This is a genomic window from Bacillus sp. 3255, assembly GCF_031456485.1.
Taxonomy (GTDB): domain Bacteria; phylum Bacillota; class Bacilli; order Paenibacillales; family NBRC-103111; genus Paenibacillus_E.
Map to the genome: position 1 here is coordinate 16,378 of NZ_JAVDUS010000014.1, position 22,247 is coordinate 38,624.

The 22,247-nt window shown below is 41.9% G+C and carries 11 protein-coding genes; all 11 read left to right on the plus strand.

What is annotated here, in order from left to right; translation table 11 throughout:
* Positions 1 to 126: 126 nt before the first annotated feature.
* The 11 genes from J2X61_RS20705 (at position 127) to J2X61_RS20755 (ending at position 22,109) form a co-directional block, all read left to right on the plus strand.
* Positions 127 to 1,539 carry an ABC transporter substrate-binding protein gene (locus J2X61_RS20705; RefSeq protein ID WP_310190159.1) on the plus strand — a complete coding sequence of 471 codons (1,413 nt, stop codon included), beginning with the start codon at positions 127 to 129 and terminating at the stop codon, positions 1,537 to 1,539.
* Positions 1,540 to 1,620: 81 nt separating this feature from the next.
* The gene (locus J2X61_RS20710) at positions 1,621 to 2,517 is read left to right on the plus strand and encodes a carbohydrate ABC transporter permease (RefSeq protein WP_310190160.1); all 897 of its coding nucleotides are present in this window, start codon (positions 1,621 to 1,623) and stop codon (positions 2,515 to 2,517) included.
* 24 nt (positions 2,518 to 2,541) lie between these two features.
* Positions 2,542 to 3,423 carry a carbohydrate ABC transporter permease gene (locus J2X61_RS20715; RefSeq protein WP_310190162.1) on the plus strand — a complete coding sequence of 294 codons (882 nt, stop codon included), beginning with the start codon at positions 2,542 to 2,544 and terminating at the stop codon, positions 3,421 to 3,423.
* Positions 3,424 to 3,476: 53 nt separating this feature from the next.
* Entirely contained in the window at positions 3,477 to 5,219 is a 1,743-nt protein-coding gene (locus J2X61_RS20720) for a sensor histidine kinase (protein WP_310190164.1), read from the plus strand.
* Positions 5,220 to 5,230: 11 nt separating this feature from the next.
* Entirely contained in the window at positions 5,231 to 9,964 is a 4,734-nt protein-coding gene (locus J2X61_RS20725) for a polysaccharide lyase family 8 super-sandwich domain-containing protein (RefSeq protein WP_310190166.1), read from the plus strand.
* 715 nt (positions 9,965 to 10,679) lie between these two features.
* Positions 10,680 to 12,833, plus strand: coding sequence for a helix-turn-helix domain-containing protein (locus J2X61_RS20730; RefSeq protein ID WP_310190168.1), 2,154 nt, complete (start codon positions 10,680 to 10,682; stop codon positions 12,831 to 12,833).
* Positions 12,834 to 13,018: 185 nt separating this feature from the next.
* Positions 13,019 to 13,924, plus strand: a complete 906-nt coding sequence (locus tag J2X61_RS20735; protein WP_310190170.1) for an ABC transporter permease — start codon at positions 13,019 to 13,021, stop codon at positions 13,922 to 13,924.
* A 13-nt stretch (positions 13,925 to 13,937) separates the two neighbouring features.
* Positions 13,938 to 14,819, plus strand: a complete 882-nt coding sequence (locus tag J2X61_RS20740) for a carbohydrate ABC transporter permease (RefSeq protein WP_310190171.1) — start codon at positions 13,938 to 13,940, stop codon at positions 14,817 to 14,819.
* A gap of 88 nt (positions 14,820 to 14,907) precedes the next feature.
* On the plus strand, positions 14,908 to 16,539 hold the full coding sequence (locus J2X61_RS20745) for a type 2 periplasmic-binding domain-containing protein (RefSeq protein WP_310190172.1): 1,632 nt from the start codon (positions 14,908 to 14,910) through the stop codon (positions 16,537 to 16,539).
* A gap of 96 nt (positions 16,540 to 16,635) precedes the next feature.
* Complete coding sequence (locus tag J2X61_RS20750) at positions 16,636 to 18,945, plus strand: glycoside hydrolase family 95 protein (RefSeq protein WP_310190174.1); 2,310 nt, start codon at positions 16,636 to 16,638, stop codon at positions 18,943 to 18,945.
* Between the two features lie 29 nt (positions 18,946 to 18,974).
* Complete coding sequence (locus tag J2X61_RS20755; RefSeq protein WP_310190176.1) at positions 18,975 to 22,109, plus strand: polysaccharide lyase family 8 super-sandwich domain-containing protein; 3,135 nt, start codon at positions 18,975 to 18,977, stop codon at positions 22,107 to 22,109.
* Positions 22,110 to 22,247: the final 138 nt, after the last annotated feature.

The window sequence follows — 22,247 nt, forward strand, 5'->3', positions numbered from 1 at the left end:
CTTTGTTGAAATTTGACGTTAATTTTTATCCCTTTTTGAATGTTTTCTCTATCCTTTGTCCATACCGAAATATATTATGATACAAATGTAAGTCAACAATACAATAAAAGAGGGTGCTCACGACAAATGGAGATTTCAAAAACAAGGAAAAAAAGATTCTTGAAAAAATCGTTATTATCTATTCTATCTTTTTCTGTGATGACTGTAGGTCTTGCTGCATGTGGTTCGACCGAGGATCCAAAGGAAACGCCAAAAGTTTCATCGCCAGTTGCTAAAACCAAGCTGACCTACTGGACGGCTGGGAGGCATGATGCCGATTATATCAAAAGCAAAATTGATAATTTCAACTCGACAAACAAAGATAATATTGAAGTAGAAATGACAGTAATGGCTGAAAACTTTGCGCAATCGCTGGACTTATCTTTTGCTAGCGGTCAGTCCCCAGATGTATTTTCGCTCGGAGATCTAGTTGACTTCTATAATAAAGGGTACGTAGAGCCTCTGGATGCATTTTTGAATCCGGAATATAAGTCACGCTTCGGAAATGGTTTTGTCGATGGTGCAAATGTAATCAATGGCAAGATCTATACTCTGCCTGCAACTGGTTCAACGATCAGATTAATTTACAATGTAGATTTGTTGCAAAAAGCCGGTATCCAATCTCCTCCGAAAACACTAAATGAATTGGTAGATGCGGCTAAAAAAATAACGAATATTGGGAAAAAAGATGGTGTATACGGTTTTGCTCTTCCATATAAAAACGCATCGAGCGCTCTTTCGCGGTCAGCTGCGGCAATTGCTGAGGTTACAGGTACTTTAGCCCAAGGGTACAACTTCCGGACAGGTAAATACGATTTTACTGGATATAAACCTATTATCGAAGCTTTTAAAACGATGAAAGCAAATGGCAGCACATTGCCCGGTTCTGAATCTTTGGATATCGACCCACTTCGCGCTCAGTTCGCCGAAGGGAAGATAGGCATGTACTTGTCTTATTCTGTAGAACCTGGAGTGTACAAGAACCAATTCCCTGCCAAAGCTAAATGGGATGCAGCTCCAATTCCGACGATTGATGGGACGTATAAGGGCGTTTTTAATCTAGGTGTTGGTGCATCTCGTTGGCTGGCGATGAGCAGCAAATCGGTTAAGAAGGAAGCTGCATGGAAATTTTTGAGTTATATGTATGGGGATGAAGTTTTGACGGGTTATCAGGAGCAAGGTCTTGGTCTTTCTGTTGTACCATCCATTGCAGCAAAAGCTGGTAAGCCGGAAATCGCAGGAATGCAAAACTTTTTACCGACGCAATATGATGGGATTTGGCCGGTTCCGCCTCAAGGATTGAAACCTGAGGGGCGCACACAGTACGAGGAATTTGTTAAGTATATTTTAGAGGGTGGAGATCTTGATAAGATTATTTCCGATCTGAATACAAGGTACAACGCTGCTCTAGAGAAGGAAGTAGCTGCGGGTAAAATGAAAGCAACTATTATTCCTGACTTTGATCCAATTAAATTGCAAGGAAGTATGATTAAGAAATAAAAAAGTGTAACTCAGCATGTACAGGGTCTGTTGACATTGCCTTCGAATATGTTGGCAGACCTTTACTGAAGGAGGATTTTCATGAAAAAGTGGAGGACGATTACAGAATCTTATTTATTTATTCTTCCTAGCTTTTTTTTAAAGTTAGTGTTTGGTATATACCCAATTATATGGGCATTGAGATTTATGTTTTATGATTATAAGGGTTACGGAGTTCCCGAATTCTCGGGTCTTGCCAATTTTGAGCGATTAGTGAAGGACGAAATATTTTGGAAATCAGTTTGGAATACATTCATTTATGCAGGAGGAAAAGTTCTGCTATCGATTCCGATTGCATTGATTCTGGCAGTAATTCTCAATGGAAAGCTTCGAGGTAGACAACTATTGCGAGGCATTTATTTCATGCCGACTGTCATAAGTACGGCCGTGATGTCTGTCGTGTTTTATATTATCTTTAATTCATATAATGGTATGTTGAATCAACTATTACTTAAAATAGGTGTTGTCTCGGAGCCTATAGAATGGCTGGGCTCAAAATATGCTATGCTAACAGCAATTATCGTTGCTGCTTGGGGGGCGATAGGTAATAATATGCTTCTTTTTCTTGCTGGATTGCAAGGAATACCTAACGAGGTGCAAGAGAGCGCTTCAATTGACGGGGCAAATAGCATTCAACGTTTCTGTTACATTACCGTTCCGATGCTGGGGCCAGTGCTCCAAGTTATCATGATGCTTGCAATAATTGGTGCATTGAAAGGATACGAGAGTATTATGGTTCTTACTGGAGGAGGTCCGGCAGGAGCAACTGAGGTTATGTACCTTTATTTGTATAAGTTACTGTTTCCAGTTTCTACGGGAGAATCTGTCCCACAGGATATCGGTTATGGAAGTGCAGTAGGATTCGTAGCGGCACTCATAGTCGGGCTTATCACTGCACTCTATTTTTACTTAACTCGAAGAATGAGCCGTATTTTTTAAGGATTAAGAGGGGGGGGTGGAACCATGCATTCAAATGTTTCGTTGCAACACAGATCCTACTCTGCTCGGATTTTCCTGGGCAATATTGGAAAGCGACTAGTTCTATGGGGATTTCTGGCGGTCATGGTCGTTCTAACATTGTTTCCCGTCATAATGGCGTTTCTTGGATCATTCAAGACGAATGCTGAATTAACCTTAGGAGCTAGTTTATTTCCTACTTCGTGGGAATTTGAAAATTACTATATTACCTGGAAGAAAGCCAACTTTTCCACATATATGTGGAATAGTATATTTTTGAGTACCGCGTCCACAATTGGAATTCTCATTGTTGCTTCAATGGCTGCTTATGCCGTTGACCGAAGAGAGTTTCTTGGAAAACGCCTATTCTTACTACTCCACTCCATAATGATGTTCATATCTTTAGGTGTAATCGTTCTTAGACCACAATTCGACATTATGATGAAGCTCGGACTACATAAATCACTTTTAGCCGTTATCATTTTGTTAATTGCCGGTCATGGTTTCATTTTTTTTATTCTTCTAGGATTCGTGAAGGGGATTCATCGGGAAGTTGATGAAGCAGCTATGCTTGATGGAGCAAGCTTTGCTTACATTTATGCACGAATTGTACTGCCTTTAATGGCGCCTGGGTTAGGAGTATCAGCGTTATTCGCTTTTCGCGGAGCCTGGAACGAGTATATCTTGCCTCTAGTATTCACAATGACTCAACCGAAACTCATGCCACTTACTGTTGGATTAACTAGTCTTCGGTACGGTTATGGAGGTGCAGTGCAGAATCATTTAATGTTGACAGGCGCGGTATTGTCAATGTTTCCAATTCTCATTCTCTATGTCATTGCGAACAAATCTTTTATGCAAATGTCCGCTGGTTCGTTAAAAGGATAAAGCGACTTGTGTTATAATGAGCAGAAAGTACTATCATAGAGGAGCTTTGTAACATGAGGGTTCTATACAAGCTTTCGTTTCGTTTACGAATATGGATCGCATTTATGATAATAGCTGCTTCTGCTATTGCAATAACAGGGTTGCTCTCATATAAGATTGCAGCAAGAGTCGTTGAGGATAATGCATATCGTTTAGGTCAGGATACGCTGAACAAGACTTCCCAAGTTCTTGATGAGAGACTTAACAAGGTTCAGCAATCCGTCTATTCACTGATTGTTAGTTCAGCGTATCGAAGAGCAGTCGGTTTGGATGTTTATGCTGATTCAGAAAAGGATAATTACTACACTTATCTTACCTCATTGCAAGCTACATTCGTACAAACGAAGCTTTATGAACCTTTAATGCACTCTATATTAATAGCGACTAGGGATGGGGATTATTATCTTACCAACCTTGGTCGGCTTTTTCAAAATTCCTTCTATAATTCGGATATGTATCGTCGATATAAGAATTCCAATGCTATTTGGATTGAAGATCATCAAGATCATTTTTTTTCTGGAGGTGAGCGCGTACTTTCTTTTGTAATGGAAGGCGTGTTCGGTAGCAATCCAAAAGATGTCTTTGTTGTAGCCAATATTAAAGTAACAGGCCTTAACAATTTTATTATTGAAAATGTAAGCGGGTCACAAGAACGATTCTTGCTCGTTAATAGTGAAGGAACGCCTGTTATTAGTTCGGATTCCAACTTGTTCGCCACCTTGAGAAATGACAAAAAGTTCACGAAGGCCCTAGAGCAGAGGAGTGGCAACTATGAATTTGAATTAGACGGGAAAAAGTACCTTGTGAATTTTACAAGGTTAAAAGAAGTAAAGGATTGGACCCTCTTCAGTATATTGCCTAAATCTGAATTGTTCAAACAAATGAACGATATTAATTGGGCTATATTATGGATCATGATCGGAGGTCTGATCGTTTCTTTAGTTTGTGCCGAAATATTAACGAGACTTCTTTTAAAGCCGCTATATTATCTTCAAGGACTAATGAAAAAAGTAGAAATGAACGACTTTAACGTTAGATTCGAAAGTGAATATCGTGATGAAATTACTCAACTTGGCTATCGGTTCAATAGAATGCTAGGAGAAATAAGTCGACTTTTTCATGAAGTAGCTCTAGCTGAGCAAGAGAAACGCAAAGCGGAAGCAAAGGCGTTGCAAGCGCAGATTGATCCTCACTTCTTGTATAATACGCTTAATACAATATATTGGAAATGTCAATTGAAACATTTGCAGTCAGTCCAAGAGATGGTATTAGCTCTTTCTAGTCTATTCCAGCTAGGGTTAAATAAAGGGCAGGAGATGACTACTCTACACAATGAACTTAAGCACGTTGAACAATATATTACGATTCAGCAGCAGTGTTATGAGAATTTATTCGAATATATCATCGATGTGCAAGAGGGTCTCGATGTCCGGCAGCGCATTCTCAAGATTGTATTGCAGCCCTTAGTTGAAAATTCGATTCTCCATGGATTTAAAGATATGAATGAAGGTGGTCGTATCATGTTAAAAATTCGACAAGACGATCAATTCCTTTACCTAACAGTTGAGGATAATGGATGTGGAATGCAGGTAAATACGTTACAATATCTCTCAGATGAACGCCCTCTAACGGGTTACGCACTTTACAATGTTCAGAAAAGAGTAAAGCTCCATTATGGAGATGAAGCTACTATTAATATCGCTAGTGATCCAGGGAAATATACAAAAGTTCACTTAACGATACCAAGGCTAGAATAGGAGTGATGAGTATGAAGAAAATGGTGAGTCTTTTATTAATCGTTTGTATGACTATTGGAATGTTATATTTACCACTAAATGAAAACGTTGTCAAAGCGAATGGGTCTTCGAATATTATGTTAAATGGTGGATTTGAAGAACTTTCAACAGACACGAACAATGAAAGCTGGCTGAATAATATCAAAGCAACAGATTGGAAGGGAGGAGTATATTCTGGACCAATCAAGTTTACTATCGATCAGACAGAATATCATAGCGGTGGAAAATCAATTAAGGTTAGCTTGCCATCCCAAGGACGCGCTGAGATTTCCCAGTTCGCTAATGTGGAAGCAGGGAGGAACTATTCTCTAACCTTGTGGACGAAATTAGATAATGTTGTGACAAGTGGGAATGGTGTGTATGTAAGGAGACAATTCTATGACAGTTTGGGAGCAAAGATCGGGGGCAATTACTCTTCATCTAAAACAATAGGTACGATTGCATGGAAACAAACTAAAATCGATTTTACGGCACCAAATGGAGCTGTAAAAATGATTGTAGAGCTCTTTTTTGATACTGGAACTGGTACGGCTTGGTATGATGATGTATCTTTAGTTGATAATCAGACACTACAACTTGACCAACAATTTGTTTCAATAGAAAAAGGTAGTCAACTCAAGCTGAATACGATATTAAACCCAACTTCGCCTGGCAGATCTTTTATTTGGAGTAGTTCAGACCCAACAGTAGCGACAGTCTACAATGGTATTGTTAATGCCATTGAATATGGAAGCACAACAATTACTGCGACTTCAACAGATGGGTTAAAATCAGCATCTGCTCAAATCAGTGTTGAAACTAACGAGATGGTAAATTCTTATGAAGCAATTCGGCAGAAGATTTTTGAAAAGCTTACGATGCGATCGGACATAGATCCGAATGCATCATACGTTACAGACTTTATATCAGCTAAAATGGCGTCCGTTCATAATGAAAGTGGTACTGGATTGTGGGATGTTATGGATAAGTCAGCAAATCGAACTTTCTTATGGAGCGATAGGGCTAGTACAACAGATCCCTATCACATTCTATATAATTACGGAAGATTAAAAGATATGGCGTTTCTTTATTCAATGAGCGGTTCTCCGTTATATCATAATCAGCAGCTACGCGAGGATATTGTGAACGGCATGGATTGGATTTACTTAAATCGATATAATGAGAATAAGTCCCAATACGGAAATTGGTTTGTTTGGGAAATTGCAGTCCCTTTATCGCTTGGCGAGCTAATGGTACTAATGTACGATGAATTATCGTCTGTACAAATTAATAATTACATTCGTGCTATTGATGCATTCGTTCCTGATCCCACGATGCGTGTTCAAGTTGTTACCCAAGAAACGGGAGCAAATTTATTAGACAAAGCTTATGACGTAGCGCTTCGTGGTGTTCTTGGAAAGTCCAGTGCGAAGATTAAACAGGCTCTTGCGCCTGTCGGTAACGAATACAAGCTTGTTACCAGCGGAGATGGGGTTTATGAGGATGGTTCAATCATTCAACATACGAATAATGCTTATACTGGTGGTTACGGGCAGTCTTTCGTAAACAAGGCTGAAGGCTTACTTTATATGTTCCATGACTCTCCTTGGGAAATTTCAAGTCCAGATATTCAACGCGTTTTCGATTGGGTTTCTAATGCATTCGAACCACTAATTTATAACGGTCAGTTTATGCAAATGATAAATGGTAGAGGAATTGCATCAGGAGCAGGTAGTGCAAAAGATTTAATTCTCTCTATTTTGCAATTGGCAGAAACTGCTCCACCTGAGAAAGCAACGGAGATAAAGCAAACGGTAAAAGCATGGATCATTGCTGATACTGTTAACGATTACAAATCAGGGTTAACTGTCTATCAAAGAACATTGGTTGATAAATTATTAAATGATACATCTTTAAGTCCAAGACCAGAATTGGTTAAACATAAAATGTTCGCAGGAATGGATAGAACAGTTCACCTGCGCCCAGGTTGGGGTATGGGTATCAGCATGTTTTCAGACAGGGTTTCAGCCTTTGAATACGGAAATAAGGAAAACAGTAAAGGTTGGTTTACCGGACTTGGCATGACGTACATTTATAATGCTGATCAAAAACAGTATTTAGACTATTACTGGCCTACCGTAGATAGTTTCCGTCTTGCTGGAACGACAACAGATCGTTCAGGAGAAGGTACAATACCGGGTGAGTGGGCGTCTTATATGAATGCAAAAAACTGGGTTGGTGGTTCATCCATAGAAGGTAAATATGGTGCAACTGGTATGGAATTCTCTCTCTCAGGTGTTACTGGTAGTTCGCTTAAGGGTAAAAAATCGTGGTTCTCTTTTGATGATGAAATAGTTGCATTAGGCTCAGGTATTAATTCTTCAGATAACCGTAATGTAGAAACAATCATTGAGAATAGGAAGTTAAATCCAGATGGAAATAATGGTTTAGTCGTTGATGGTCAGGATAAACCAACTGTATTAGGCTGGAATGAGGAAATGAAAGATATACACTGGGCGCATTTAAATGGAAATGTTGCAGATTCTGATATCGGCTACTACTTCCCGAGCGGTTCGGATGTCAATGCTCTTCGTGAAGCGCGAATCGGAAGTTTTTATGACATTAATACGAATACAGGTTCTAAAGAGCAGCAAACAAGAAATTTCTTAAGTCTAGCATTTAATCATGGGGTTAACCCTTCTGATGCATCATATTCTTATGTGTTACTTCCAAATAAGAGTAAAGTAGATACTGAGACTTATAGTAGTAATCCGGATATTGAAATTATTAAAAACTCGACCGATGTACATGCAGTTCGAGAGAAGAAGCTTGGGATTACAGCGGCGAACTTCTGGAATCCCTCAACAGTAGGTATTATTACGGCCCTTAATTCTGCCTCCATTATGGTGAAGGAATCCAACGGTACGGTGAGCGTTTCCATTGCTGATCCTACTCAAAAGCAACAGCAAGTTGTTATTGACCTTGGAATATCTGTAAAAGAGGTCGTTCAAGCCGATCCATCGATTCAAATTGTTCAAACCGAGCCAACAACTAAGCTTATTGTAAATACAAATGGGGCTCACGGCAGAACGTTTAATGCTGTTTTCCGTACGCCAGATAATCATGCAGGTGTTTCCCTGATCGACTTAGATGGCATTTCGATTACTCCTTCCGTTAGTAGCGATGTGTACGATTACTCAGCAACTGTTCCATATGAGTTGAGCACAACTTCATTGTCTGTAACACCAGTCAGTGATGAGGCAACAGTAACTCCAGTAAAGCTAAATGGGATCCTGGCATCAAATCCTTTAAGCTTAACCGAAGGTTCGAATATCATCTCCTTTGAAATTATTGCGGAAGATGGAACTGTGCAGCCGTATACAATAACGGTTACACGGAACCAGAGGATTAGTAATGCGGCATTAGCAACATTAAACTTAAGCGGAATCTCATTAAATCAAACAGTAAGCAGTAGTGTATATGCCTATACTGCAAATGTAGCAAACAGTATCTCTGTCACAACCGTTACGTATAGCACATCAGATCATAATGCGACAGCAGCTTTGCAACTTAACGGGGCTCCGGTTACCAACCCTATTTACTTAAATGAGGGCTCAAATGTTATTAGCATTGTAATTAAGGCACAGGATGGCACTAAGCAGTCTTATACGGCTAATGTATACCGTGCTTACAGCAACAGCAACAGCAATGCGGCATTAGCAGCATTAAACTTAAGTGGGATCTCATTAAATCAAACAGTAAGCAGTAGTGTATATGCTTATACTGCAAATGTAGCAAACAGTATCTCTGTCACAACCGTTACGTATAGCACCGTGGATCATAATGCGACGGCAGCTTTGCAACTTAACGGGGCTACTGTTACCAATCCTATTTATTTAAATGAGGGCTCAAATGTTATTAACATTGTAATTACAGCACAGAATGGCACAAAGCAATCGTATATAGTTAATGTATACCGTGCTTACAGCAGCTCAAGTGGATCTACTGGCACAAACACTACTGTACCTCAACCAACAACTGAGCCAGTAAAACCAACAACGGAAAGAAAACCAACTGTATCAACAATTATCTATACGGATAAAGTTAGTTCTGCGCAAATTATTTCATTCCTTAAGGATAGAATTACTCGAGCGAAGAACGACACATCTATTGTCAATCCGATTGATGTCACCAATCATTGGAGTATGGCAAGCGTTACTTTGTTTGTGAAGCTTGGTATCGTAAGCGGTTATGAAGATGGCAGCTTCCACCCGGATGCAAGTATTTCCCGTGCCGAATTTGCTACCATCGTTGCAAAAGCATTTAATATAAACGGCAGTTCGAATTCAGTCAGTATTTCTGATGTGAATAATCACTGGGCCAAAGAATCCATAAAAGCACTTGCTTCGCTTGGCATTATCGACGGCTATGAAGATGGAACCTTCAAGCCTGATAAGAAGATAACTCGCGCTGAAATCATTGCGATTATTAGCCGAATCGTAGATCTTCATGCAGTTAAGAAGGAAAGAGGAAGTTTCTCAGATATTCAGGGCTCATGGAACGGGGCCCAAATTCAAGAAGCAGCGAATGCTGGCTTAGTTGAAGGCCGTGATACGAATATCTTTGCTCCTGAGGCTCCTTCTTCGAGGGCAGAATCGCTAACGATTGTTCTAAGAGCACTTGAATTGATGCCAGACATTAAGATATTGTTGGATCAGATGAAGTAGCCTGTAGTACAACATGTTCAATCTGAGAGAGACCAGATAGCGTGTGGAAGGGCACATCTATTTGAAGATTCAATAGTACTAATAAACAAAACCAAAAACGTAGCTCCGGCGCCTTCGCTTGAGCTACGTTTCTCTACCTGTAAACAATCGACTCACTCCAGTTATCCGCTTCATATTTTCAGAAATATACTTATTTTACGATGACTGACGCATTTGTAATTCGAAAAGCCGTATGGGATTAATACATCCCGTCTAGTGGGAGTGGGGTGATCAGGATAGTTCAATTGAACTTCAAATAAACAGCTAGTACAAAGTATTTCCTTCTTAATACCATTCTCTCTGCCCCTACATTGAAGCCTTGTCATTTATATTACTGGTGTCTGCAACCTTCGTTGAGACATTCAGCACCGTCGCTTGGGCGACATCCATAAACTAAAACCAAACAGTTCCAAGAGTTCCCTTATCTTTATCTTTCATACACAATCTTATTGACACTACCCGCTCTATTGTATAATGATTGGTAAACAGCAATCTCGCGTTAAAAAGGGGGGGAGGATAAAAATTGCGAATGCGATTTAGGCAACGTAGATTCTTCGTCGTAATACTGATTACAAATGTATTGATGCTTGTCTTGCCACTTTGTTTAGCCATCATATTCTATTCTCATTATTCCTCGGAGCTAACGGAACAGGTTGGTGTCTATCATACCAATTCCTTGAATCAGACGAATCGCATTCTTGATGAACGATTCAACGGCATAGAGGAGAGTGCTTTGCGATTATCTCTAGATCCACAAGTCCGCCGTTTTCTAAACGACGAGGTGTTTGATTCCGAGAGGCGGTTTAATCTTGTCCAACTAATGCAATACCTCTATTCGGTAATTAGAAGCAATGATTTTGTAATTGATATGTATGTGTATTATGAGAAATCAGGACTTATTGTAACCAGCACTTCAACAACCAATATAGAAACTTTTTACCAGCAAACATTAATAGAGTCAGGTATTGATTATGAAACGTGGCTGAAAGTATTGAGGGAGAAACATACCTTAGATTATTTACCTGTCACAACAGCCTCATTGACTCTTGGAAAGCAGGATGTTATCAGTATCATGCAATCTGTTGATTATAAGGTCAACGGAAACTCGTTTGCTACCCTAGTGATGCTTGTAGACGCAGATAAGTTAAAGGCATTGCTAAAGGATATCGCGGTTGTGGATCAGGGTGTTGTATATTTACTGGACAATCGTAGAGAAGTTTTGATCTCGCTGGGTAACCCATCCTTGATAAGGAGCTTGAATAATAACGAAGCATTATTCTCGGTGGGATCGTCCCACGTAAATTTTAATGGACATGAGTATTCCATATTCAAGGCAAATCCGTTCTCATCCAATCGAGAATTAATCTCAATTATCCAGACCAATTTGATTATGCAATCCGTGAATGAGAGTAAAGAGAAATTTATTATCTTCTCTTCTCTGGCTGTATTTATCAGTCTCTTGATCGCATATAGAGGGGCCAAATCGAACTATAGACCGGTTAAAAAACTTATCACAGGCTTGGAAGGAAAGGTGATTGGAATTGAACCACAAAGCAGTTTAGGAAATGAGTTTGAATATATTGAGCGAGTCACCGAAACGATATTGCGGGATCGCGATCAGAGTAGCTCCATCCTGAAGGAACAAATTCCGATAATGCGGTCCAACTTGTTGACGCAGCTTGTAAAAGGAAATATTCTTTCCGGTGAACTGGAGAAACATTCTCCGCAATCTCTGGGTCTCAATATGCCGTATAGCTGGTTTTGTTTTTTGCTAGTTCAGGTGGACCTATTTCATTCAGATTCTTGGGAAGAGAAGCGTTACGCTAAATTTGTTATCGGAAATGTAATAGAGCACTTGGGTGCGACCATAGGTCCTTCTTACGTCGTTGAACTGGAACCGGAACGGTTGGGGTTATTAATAAACTTAAACAATACTCGAGAAAATCTGAATCGAGAACTAATTGACATTGCTGAAAGAACAGTTGAATTCATCCGAATAAAATTTAAGATCCATATTAGCATAGGAGTAGGCCGTGTGCAGAGTGGCATTGAAGGAATACATCATTCCTACCGTGAAGCCCTGCACGCTATTGATTATCAGACGATACAAGGGACAAGCGCTGTTATTCATATTCAGGATCTATCGATGGTAACAGAAGAAAATAATTACATCTACACTGTCGAAATGGAGATGTCCATCTTCAAAGCAATTAGGGTTGGGGATATTCAAAAGACACGAATGCTATTGAATGATATTTTCCAAATAAACCCTAATATAGGTAGCACATCGCTTACAATGTCCCGCTGCTTGTTTTTTGATGTAATGAGTACGGCTATTAAAGTATTAAATCAAGAGTCTGTACATGTAGAGCATATTTTTGGAAACCGAAACCCGTTTGACGAGCTTTATGCTTGTAAGACGATTATCCAGATGCAGGCGGTACTAATCGATATTTTTACTCAAATCTGTTCGCATGTCCAGGTCAAACTAACCAGCCGAAGCGAAGGTGTGCGATCTTTGATACTGAAGTACATGAATACACACTATGCAGATGCTGATTTAAGCCTCTCTATGTTAGCGGATGTGTTCAAGTTAAATCCTTCCTATCTATCGAATGTGTTTAAAGAACATTTGGGTGATAATTTCATGACTATGCTTATGAAACTACGCGTTGAGGCTGCAAAGGAAAAGCTTCTGAATCCTTCATTGTCGGTTCAGGACGTTGCACAGATTGTCGGTTATACCAACAGTAATACGTTCATCCGTAATTTTAAAAAAATTGAGGGAATTACACCAGGTGAGTATAGAGAGATGACAAAGAGGGACTAGAAGTTCATAAGAATGAGCATAGGAATCGATCCTTTGCTCTTTTTTTGTCTAAAAAATCGATGATAAAAAACTGACCATTTGTAACCTAAAACCATGACGATGACCAAAAAAACTGATGATATTCATTTCACGGCCTTTATGCTAAGTTACGGATATATCTTCAGAAAAGGGGTGTCAAAGTCCAAATGATTCAGGTTTTTCTCAAAGATTTAACAAAATACAAATTTATTTATTTAATGGCGCTACCAGGACTTCTGTATTACGCAATCCACGATTATTGGCCCATGTACGGTGCGACGATTGCTTTCAAACAGTATGTTCCGACTAAAGGGATTATGGGAAGTCCTTGGGTGGGTTTTGAACATTTTGCGGAGTTTTTTAATAGTTATTATTTTGAACGAATTATCATTAACACACTTCTTATCAGCCTATACTCCATTGTGTTCGGATTTCCCATGCCGATTATTTTAGCACTCTTGCTGAACGAGGTGCGAAAAAAATGGTTCAAAGGAACCGTTCAGACGATCACCTATTTGCCGCACTTTATTTCTGTCGTAATCATCAGCGGAATGCTAATTGAATTCAGTTCGAAAAGCGGATTATTCAATGATATCATCGAGTGGCTTGGCGGAAGCCGCGAAAATCTATTGTTACAACCGGGATTATTTCGTCTTATCTTTGTAAGTTCAGGTATTTGGCAGGAGATAGGATGGGGATCTATCATCTATTTGGCGGCCTTAACCGGTATTTCTCCAGAACTGTATGAAGCCGCTAGGATGGATGGAGCCGGAAGATGGAAGCAGTTGATTCATGTGACACTACCGGGAATCACGACCACCATTGTCATTCTTTTGATTTTACGGCTTGGACAGGTTATGAATGTCGGATTCGAGAAAGTTATTCTCCTCTACAACCCAGCAACCTTTGAAACAGCTGACGTAATCTCAACTTTTGTTTATCGTAAGGGATTAATTGAAGCAAATTACAGTTACAGTGCTGCGGTCGGACTATTTAATTCCATCATCAACTTTATTATTCTACTGGCCGCCAACAGGTTCAGCAAAAAAATATCCGGTTCAGGTCTGTTCTAATGGAGGCACAAGCATGAAAGAGAGACGCACAATAGGTAACCTAATTTTTGATACGCTAAACATCCTGGCTCTAATTCTACTCATGATCTGTACGCTATATCCGTTCTTATATATCGCTCTGGGCTCGGTAAGCGAACCGGATTTGTTGAGAAGTCATGAAGGTTTGCTGTTCTCTCCACTCGGGCTACAATTCGATGCTTATAATGCGGTCTTATCCAACTCAATGATCTTAATCGGTTATCGAAATACAATTATTTATGTTGTGCTAGGAACGATGCTTAATGTCATGTTAACGGCAATGATGGGATTTGCACTATCCCGAAGAGGGCCGTTACTTGTTAATGGGATAATGTTTGCAATCGTTATTACGATGTTTTTTGGTGGCGGCCTGATTCCCACATATTTGGTTATGAAACAGATTGGTCTTATTAATTCATGGTTTTCAGTAATTTTCCCTGGTTTAATCAGCACCTATAACCTTATCATTATGCGGACGCATTTTCAATCCATGCCGATTGAACTTGAAGAATCGGCAAAAATAGATGGGGCTAATGATTTGATGGTTCTTTTTCGGATCATGTTACCGCTTTCTTTGCCGATACTTTCCGTGATGATGCTGTACTATGGCGTCGGACATTGGAATGCGTGGTTTAATGCTTCGATCTACTTGTCCGATTCCAACAAATATCCTCTGCAGCTTGTACTACGTAACATCCTGACATTAAACTCTACAGATGACACTCTGGTAGGTTTGGGTTCGAGGAAAGGACAAGATATGAATGAAATCGTGAAATATGCGTGCATTATGGTATCAACACTTCCTATTGTGATGGTTTATCCGTTCTTGCAAAAATATTTCGTAAAAGGCGTAATGATCGGTTCGATTAAAGGATAATTGTAGATATTTCTGCTGGAAGTATGTTGAAACGCCCCAGCGGTCTATCATATAAATTCAACTTCTTATTTACACAAGGAGGAAACGTATGGAACAGAAAAACAGGGCGGTCACAGGAATTATTGCCGGCGTTATTTCCGTCGGTATGCTGGTCGGTTGTAGTGGTGTTAAAGAAGGTAGTAAGCCATCTGTACCAGATACAGTCCCGGATACATCTGGAAAACCGGTTACCGTTTCATGGTATCAGACCAATTTTGCCGGAGCAGAGCTGAAAACGATGGGTGAGGCAGAAGGATTTCGAGAAATCTCCCACAAAACAGGCGTATCGCTAGATTGGCAGCATCCTGCTACACCTGATCAGCTTAATGTGATGTTGGCATCGGGTTCATATCCGGGAGTGATTTTTTGGAATATCTCAGCGATTCCGAAAGGACTACGGGGGCTTGTTGACGATGGTGTTGCTATCAAATTGAATGATCTAATCGACAAGTATGCACCAAACTACAAAAAAGTGTTAGAAAAGTATCCTGAGATAAGAAAGTATACGATGCTAGATGACGGTACGATAGCGGCCTTTTATCAGATTGATCCCGATCCTAAAAGATTAGCTTACAACGGTTTTATGCTGCGAAAGGATTGGCTGGAAAAACTGGGGATGAAGGCTCCGAGTACTATCGAGGAATGGCATACTGTGCTTAAAGCATTTAAAGAAAAAGACCCTAACGGCAATGGCAAGGTCGATGAAATTCCGTATATCTTACCAAAAGTATCCGGGGCCAGCCCATTAGGTGGGGGATCTGCCGGACTTACAGAATTTGCTTCAGCATGGGGCATACTGGATGGATTTTATAAAGACCCGGCCACTGGAAAATTAGTATATGGTGCACTTCAACCGCAGTTCAAAGACTTCCTAACTACAATGAGCGCATGGTATAAAGAAGGACTTATTGATTCTGAATATGCTTCAACGGATCAAAAAGGACGGGATACCAAGCTTCAAAGCAATCTGGCGGGTGCCACTTACGGCCTTATTGGTAGCGGAATGGGGAATAATATCAAAACAGCACGTGCAAATACCCCTGGTTTCTCCCTTGTCGGGGCAGAAATGCCTATCGGGCCGGCAGGAAAATCGTACTATGTTTCGCAGGAAATGCTTCAAAAAACGGGGTGGTCCGCCGTTATCACCACGAACAATAAGAATCCAATCGAGACAGTAAAGATGATCGATTACATGTACTCCGAAGAGGGGAACACTTTGCTGAATTGGGGAATAGAAGGAAAAAGCTATACTGTGAAGGACGGCAAGAAACAATTTACACCAGAAATTTTGAACAATCCCCAGGGGAAAGCGCCTATTCAAGCTATTGCACATTATGCATTCCCGATCAATGGATTTACTAAAGTGATGGATTTCGAGGCCTACAAGCAAATTAATCTATCGTTACCAGAGCAACAAGAAGCAGCAGATAAGTGGGCAAAAGCTGATACTTCACTGCTTACTCCTACAGATTTGTCCTTTTCACCGGAAGAGTCAGCCAAACTGTCTTCCATCATGAACGATATTAATACGTACAAGAACGAAATGATTCTGAAATTCATCATGGGGGTTGAACCGGTTAGCAAGTACGATGAATTCAATCAGAAAATTAGGGTCATGGGCATTGAGAAAGCACAGAAAATTTATCAAGATGCACTAGACCGATTTAACTCACGAAAGTAGTTGTTCTTTTGAAGTACGAAGCCTGCTACCGTCGGTGGTAAATCATCTCGCTACCGACGCAGCCAGTTTGTGATAAAGAAAGGGAAGAAAAAGACAATGCTGGAACGAAAAGATTGCTTGTGGTATCGCAGTCCAGCCTCGCGTTGGGTGGAAGCATTACCGATTGGAAATGGTCGGCTCGGTGCGATGATATTTGGACATCCTGGAGACGAACGTATTCAATTAAACGAGGATTCTATATGGTACGGAGGCCCAAAAACGGGTGAAAACGCTCAGGCGCTCCATCATCTAAATGAAATCCGAGAATTGCTCCTTAACGGACAGGTGGAGGAAGCCGAATGGCTTGCTCGCATGGCGATGTACTCCTCGCCTAAGTATTATAACCCTTACCAACCACTTGGCGAACTCAAGTTGAACTTCTGGGATGCCGGTGGAAAATCATTTGAGAATTATCACCGGGAATTGGACTTGTCAACGGGGATCGCCAGAATTTCATACACACTTGACGGGGGCCAGTACACTCGGGAAATATTCAGCAGTTACCCCGATCAGATTCTTGTAATCCGGTTAACCTGTAGTGACCCTATGTCTCATCGTTTATGTCTTAGCTTAAACCGAAGACCCTTTGAGGGTTTCAGTGATGCAGTGGATGAACAGACGATAAAAATGACTGGGGAGTGCGGGAAGGATGGAGTGGAGTTTGCCTGTTTGGTTCGTGCTATACAGAGTGGAGATTCATCGGGGCAGATTAAAACGATCGGAGATTTTATTTCGATAGAGTATGTGGGTGATGTGACCCTGCTACTTGCTGCAGGGAGTACTTACCGAGAATCGGACCCTGTTGATGCCTGCCTCAGGCGGTTCCACCAAGTGGAAAACCTCTCCTACGAGGCATTGCGATCAAGACACATCTTGGACCATGAAACGTTATACAAAAGGGTATCTCTTCAATTGGGTCCAGATGTTGTTGAACATTTAGCGACAGACGAACGAATAAAGCGAGTTGGTGAAGGAGCGAATGATCCGCGGTTGACAGAGTTGCTCTTTCAGTTTGGACGTTACTTAATGATTGCGAGCTCCAGGCCTGGCTCTCTTGCGTCAACTCTACAAGGAATTTGGAACGATAGCTTTACTCCCCCATGGGAATCCAAATATACGATTAACATCAATACACAAATGAATTATTGGCCGGCTGAGGTTTGCGGGCTATCCGAATGTCATGCTCCGCTGTTTGACCTTGTGGAGAAAATGCGAGTTCATGGCCGTAGGACAGCCAAAGAGCTATATAACTGTAACGGATTTGTTGCCCATCATAATACGAATATTTGGGGAGAAACAAGGCCAGAAGGTTTGTTTAACACATGTGTACTGTGGCCAATGGGTGCTGCTTGGCTTAGCCTTCATTTTTGGGAACATTATTTGTTTACGGGGGATCGGGTCTTCTTGACCGAGCGAGCTTATCCAGTTTTGAAGGAAGCAGCGCTTTTTTATGTTGATTATTTGACGAAACTGCCAGATGGGAGGGTTGTAACCGGACCGTCGCTCTCACCAGAAAACAGTTATTTGTTACCTGATGGTAGAAAGGGTGCGCTTTGTATGGGGCCTACTATGGATACTCAGATCCTCTCGGAGTTGTTCCAAGCATGCATCCAATGTGTGAAGCTATTGGAACTTGATGAAGACTCTACGAGCCAGTTGGCTGAATTATTGGAGCGTCTTCCTCAGCAGAAAGTTGGAAAGTATGGTCAGCTAATGGAATGGTTAGAGGATTACGAAGAAGCGGAACCGGGTCATAGGCATATTTCACATCTTTTTGCTTTGCACCCGGGGACGATTATCTCTCCCTCCCGGACTCCGGAACTTGCCGAAGCTGCTCGAGTAACGCTCCGACGAAGACTCAAATACGGCGGCGGACATACCGGATGGAGCTGTGCATGGATCGTTAATATGTATGCCCGATTAGGTGATGGGGAGCAGGCGCATGAATATGTGATGAATCTGCTCCGTAAGTCTGTGTATCCAAACCTGTTTGACGCTCATCCTCCCTTTCAGATAGATGGTAATTTCGGTGTAACCGCAGGTATAGCTGAGATGCTGCTGCAAAGCCACCAAGACGAAATTCATTTACTTCCTGCTTTACCAAAGATGTGGAAGGAAGGTGAGGTCTTCGGGCTTAGAGCGCGCGGCGGACTGGAAGTCTCTATCTCATGGAGTGACGGCAAACTTCATAAGGCGCATCTGTTTGCTACTCTTAATGGAGTATGCAGACTTAGAACCGGGATGCACGTTACCGTCCGAAACCGTGATAAGGAGGTGATTGACTTCACGGTAGATGAAGATGCGCAAATTGTGACTTTTCCTATAGAAAAAAGTGAGCTGTATGTCGTTCAGCAACTAGAGGATTAGGAGGATTAGAAGCCATACTGAATATAAAGATGGGAGATGACATGATGTCGTTCCGAAAGGTGTTAAGTGCTCTTGTTGCAATGTGTATGATAGTAACTGCCTTTCACGTATCAAATGTTTCAGCAGCTGATGAATTTGACAATTTGAGAGCAAAATATGTAGCCAGTCTCACGGGTGGTAGCGGTTACGACATCTCCGACCCGGATATTGCGAGCTATATTGGTCGTACAGACAAGTATATGAATCGATGGAATAGTCTTAATAAAGCTTCTGATCGGACGTATCTATGGTCGGACTTACGTTATGGCAGCAATACTCGAGATAACGACATTTCGACATTATACGGCTTTTTATGGCTTTCCGGTATGGCGTTAGCCTATAAAACGGAAGGTTCGGCTCTAAAAGGGAATACAACACTAAGAGATGATATTATTAGTGCAATGGATTGGCTTTATGTGAACAAATACAATGAGAATTCACCGACTTATAAGCAGGAGGGCGGACACGGTTTTAACAAGGAAATTGGTAATATCCAGCATCTGGTCAAGTTGCTCGCACTCATGTATGACGACCTTACCGCCACTCAGTTGAACAATTTTCTGAAAACGATTGATCACTTTTGTCCGGACCCAACGATATGGATCGGGCTAAACTCGACTGCAGCCAACCGATCTGCGCAGAGCGCAAATATTGTATTAAGGGGAATTATAGGAAAAAGCAGCGCTAAGATCATCCAGGGCAGAGATGCAATGGCCCCAAACTACGAGTACGTAACAAGCGGCGATGGGTTTTATTCGGATGGTTCTTTCATCCAGCATACGGATATTGCTTATACGGCAAGCTATGGCGCCGTTCTGTTGCGCGATACTATTGACACGATGTTCTTATTGCAAGGATCATCTTGGACGATTACGGACCCAAAAGTCAACAATGTGTATAATTGGATCTTCGATGCTTTTGAGCCGCTCATTTACAAAGGATACATCTTCGACGATCTGAGGGGGCGCGCAGTTGCAGGGCCTTTGTTAAAAAACTCGATAGCAAGTATCCTGTCAAATACCTTGAAGCTAAGTCAAATCAACTCGATTTATCAGCCCCGGTTAAAAAGCTTAGTAAAGAACTGGCTGCAGCACACGAACACCTATTATTCGGAAGCAGATTTGAGTTCGATCATATGGGGTAAACAGTTGATCAGCGATGCCTCTGTAGTCGCACGGGGGGATCTGCAACTGTACAAACAGTTTCATAATATGGACGTTGCGGTCCAACAACGGCCTACATATGCGGCTGCACTCAGCATGCATTCGACGCGTACCTCCAATTATGAGAGCTTGAACAGTACGAACCTAAAGGGCTGGCACCAGGGTGATGGCTGGTTGCAGCTGCTCAATAGCGATATGAGGAAATTTGACGATGCATACTGGCCGACAATGAATGCATATCGAACGCCGGGTACGACTGTTAACCAGAACACCACATATGCTCCAAGCAAAAGAAGCGACAAGAACTGGGTTGGGGGTACTGGAATTAGCAATGAGTACGGAGTATCGGGGATGGAGTTGCATCCGAACGGGCAAACGTTGAATGCGAAGAAATCATGGTTTATGTTCGACAACGAGATTGTTGCCTTGGGCTCGGGGATCACAAGCACCGACAACAAGGAAGTGGAAACGATCGTCGAGAGCCGGATGCTTAACTCCTCGGGCAACAACACGTTCATCGTGAACGGTTCAACCCAATCGTCGGCTTTGGGCTGGAGTGCCACGCTGAGTGGCACGAACTGGGCGTACCTGGCAGGGGACAGCTCCGAAGGTAGTACGGGGTATTATTTTCCGGCTGGAGCAAATATACAGGCGGTTCGTGAAGCGCGCACGGGTTCAACCCGAGATATTAGCACAGAAACAGGCACGCCGGATATCAGCTTCACGCGTAATTATATGACACTTTGGCTGAATCATGGTGTCAATCCGACGAATCAGACTTATCAATACGTTCTTTTACCGGGAATGACGTCGTCTCAGGTACAAAATTATTCGTCTAATTCGGATATATCGATTCTCGCCAATACAACTTCCGTACATGCGGTAAAGGAGAATTCGTTGGGCATTACCGCCGCCAACTTTTGGGAAGCGGGGACGGTGGACTTTATCCGTTCGTACCAGCCGGTCTCCGTTATGATAAAGGAGGAAGGCAACGAACTGACGCTCGCAGTCTCAGATCCAACGCAAACTCAGAGCAAGATTACGCTTGAACTGGGCAAAATCGGCGCTTCAGTCGTAAACAAAGACGACTCCGTTACAGTGTCACGCATGGCGCCATATACTCGGATAGAAATCGATACGTCTTCCTCGAATGGGAAAACCCACAACGTTAAATTAAGATATAACACAAAAGCGCATGAATATTTACCTCCTGTTCTTGATGTCGCTGTCGACGTTGCGGCAGAAAAGTTGTATCGTGGCGAGCAAACAACCGTAACGGTGAATGTGTACAATGGAGGGGAACGCACTCCCGGTGGCGAACTTGACTTGAACGCCCCTGAGGGTTGGATATTGGATCTGGCGAATTTCGAGATCCCGTCGCTTGCTCCAGGCGAATCCCTTACATTCACAGCACAGCTGACAGTTCCTGCGGATGCGAAGTACGGTCAACATTCGGTGACTGCGACCTTGAAATCAGCGACCGTGACTCATAGTGTTGCAGACCAAGTCGAGGTTGCAAAACAAAATATAGCGCTTGGCAAACCGGTAACTCAGTCCAGCACCGCTTACCTGGGCGTCCCGGAACGCGCAGTCGATGGTAATATAAATGGTGCTTATAGCGGTGGATCGGTGACTCATACGAACGAAAACAGTTTGCAACCATGGTGGCAGGTTGACCTTGGCACCAGCCAGTCAATCGAAGAGATTTACATTTGGAATCGGTCGGATAGTTGTTGTTCCAAACGTCTTAGCAACTACTATGTTATGGTGTCCGAGACGCCTTTCACAAATGGGTCTCTTGCAGAGACACTACAGCAGCCCGGTTTGTGGGCATCACATCAAATCGGGGAAGCAGGTCGCCCCACAACAGTGGCCGTAGGTCAGTCCGGTCGATTCGTGCGAATCCAGCTGGAAGGAAAGAACGCTCTAAGTTTGGCTGAAGTTCAGGTCATCCGGGAATAAAATTAGAAATGGCGCCCAGTTAATGAACCATGTAGGGGTGAAGATGAAGGCACTTTATTAAAGAGGTATTGTCTTATCGCTCAGTTTCTTGCCATTAAAACAAGAATGAAATGGAGTGAGTAAAGTTGAACAGGAAAA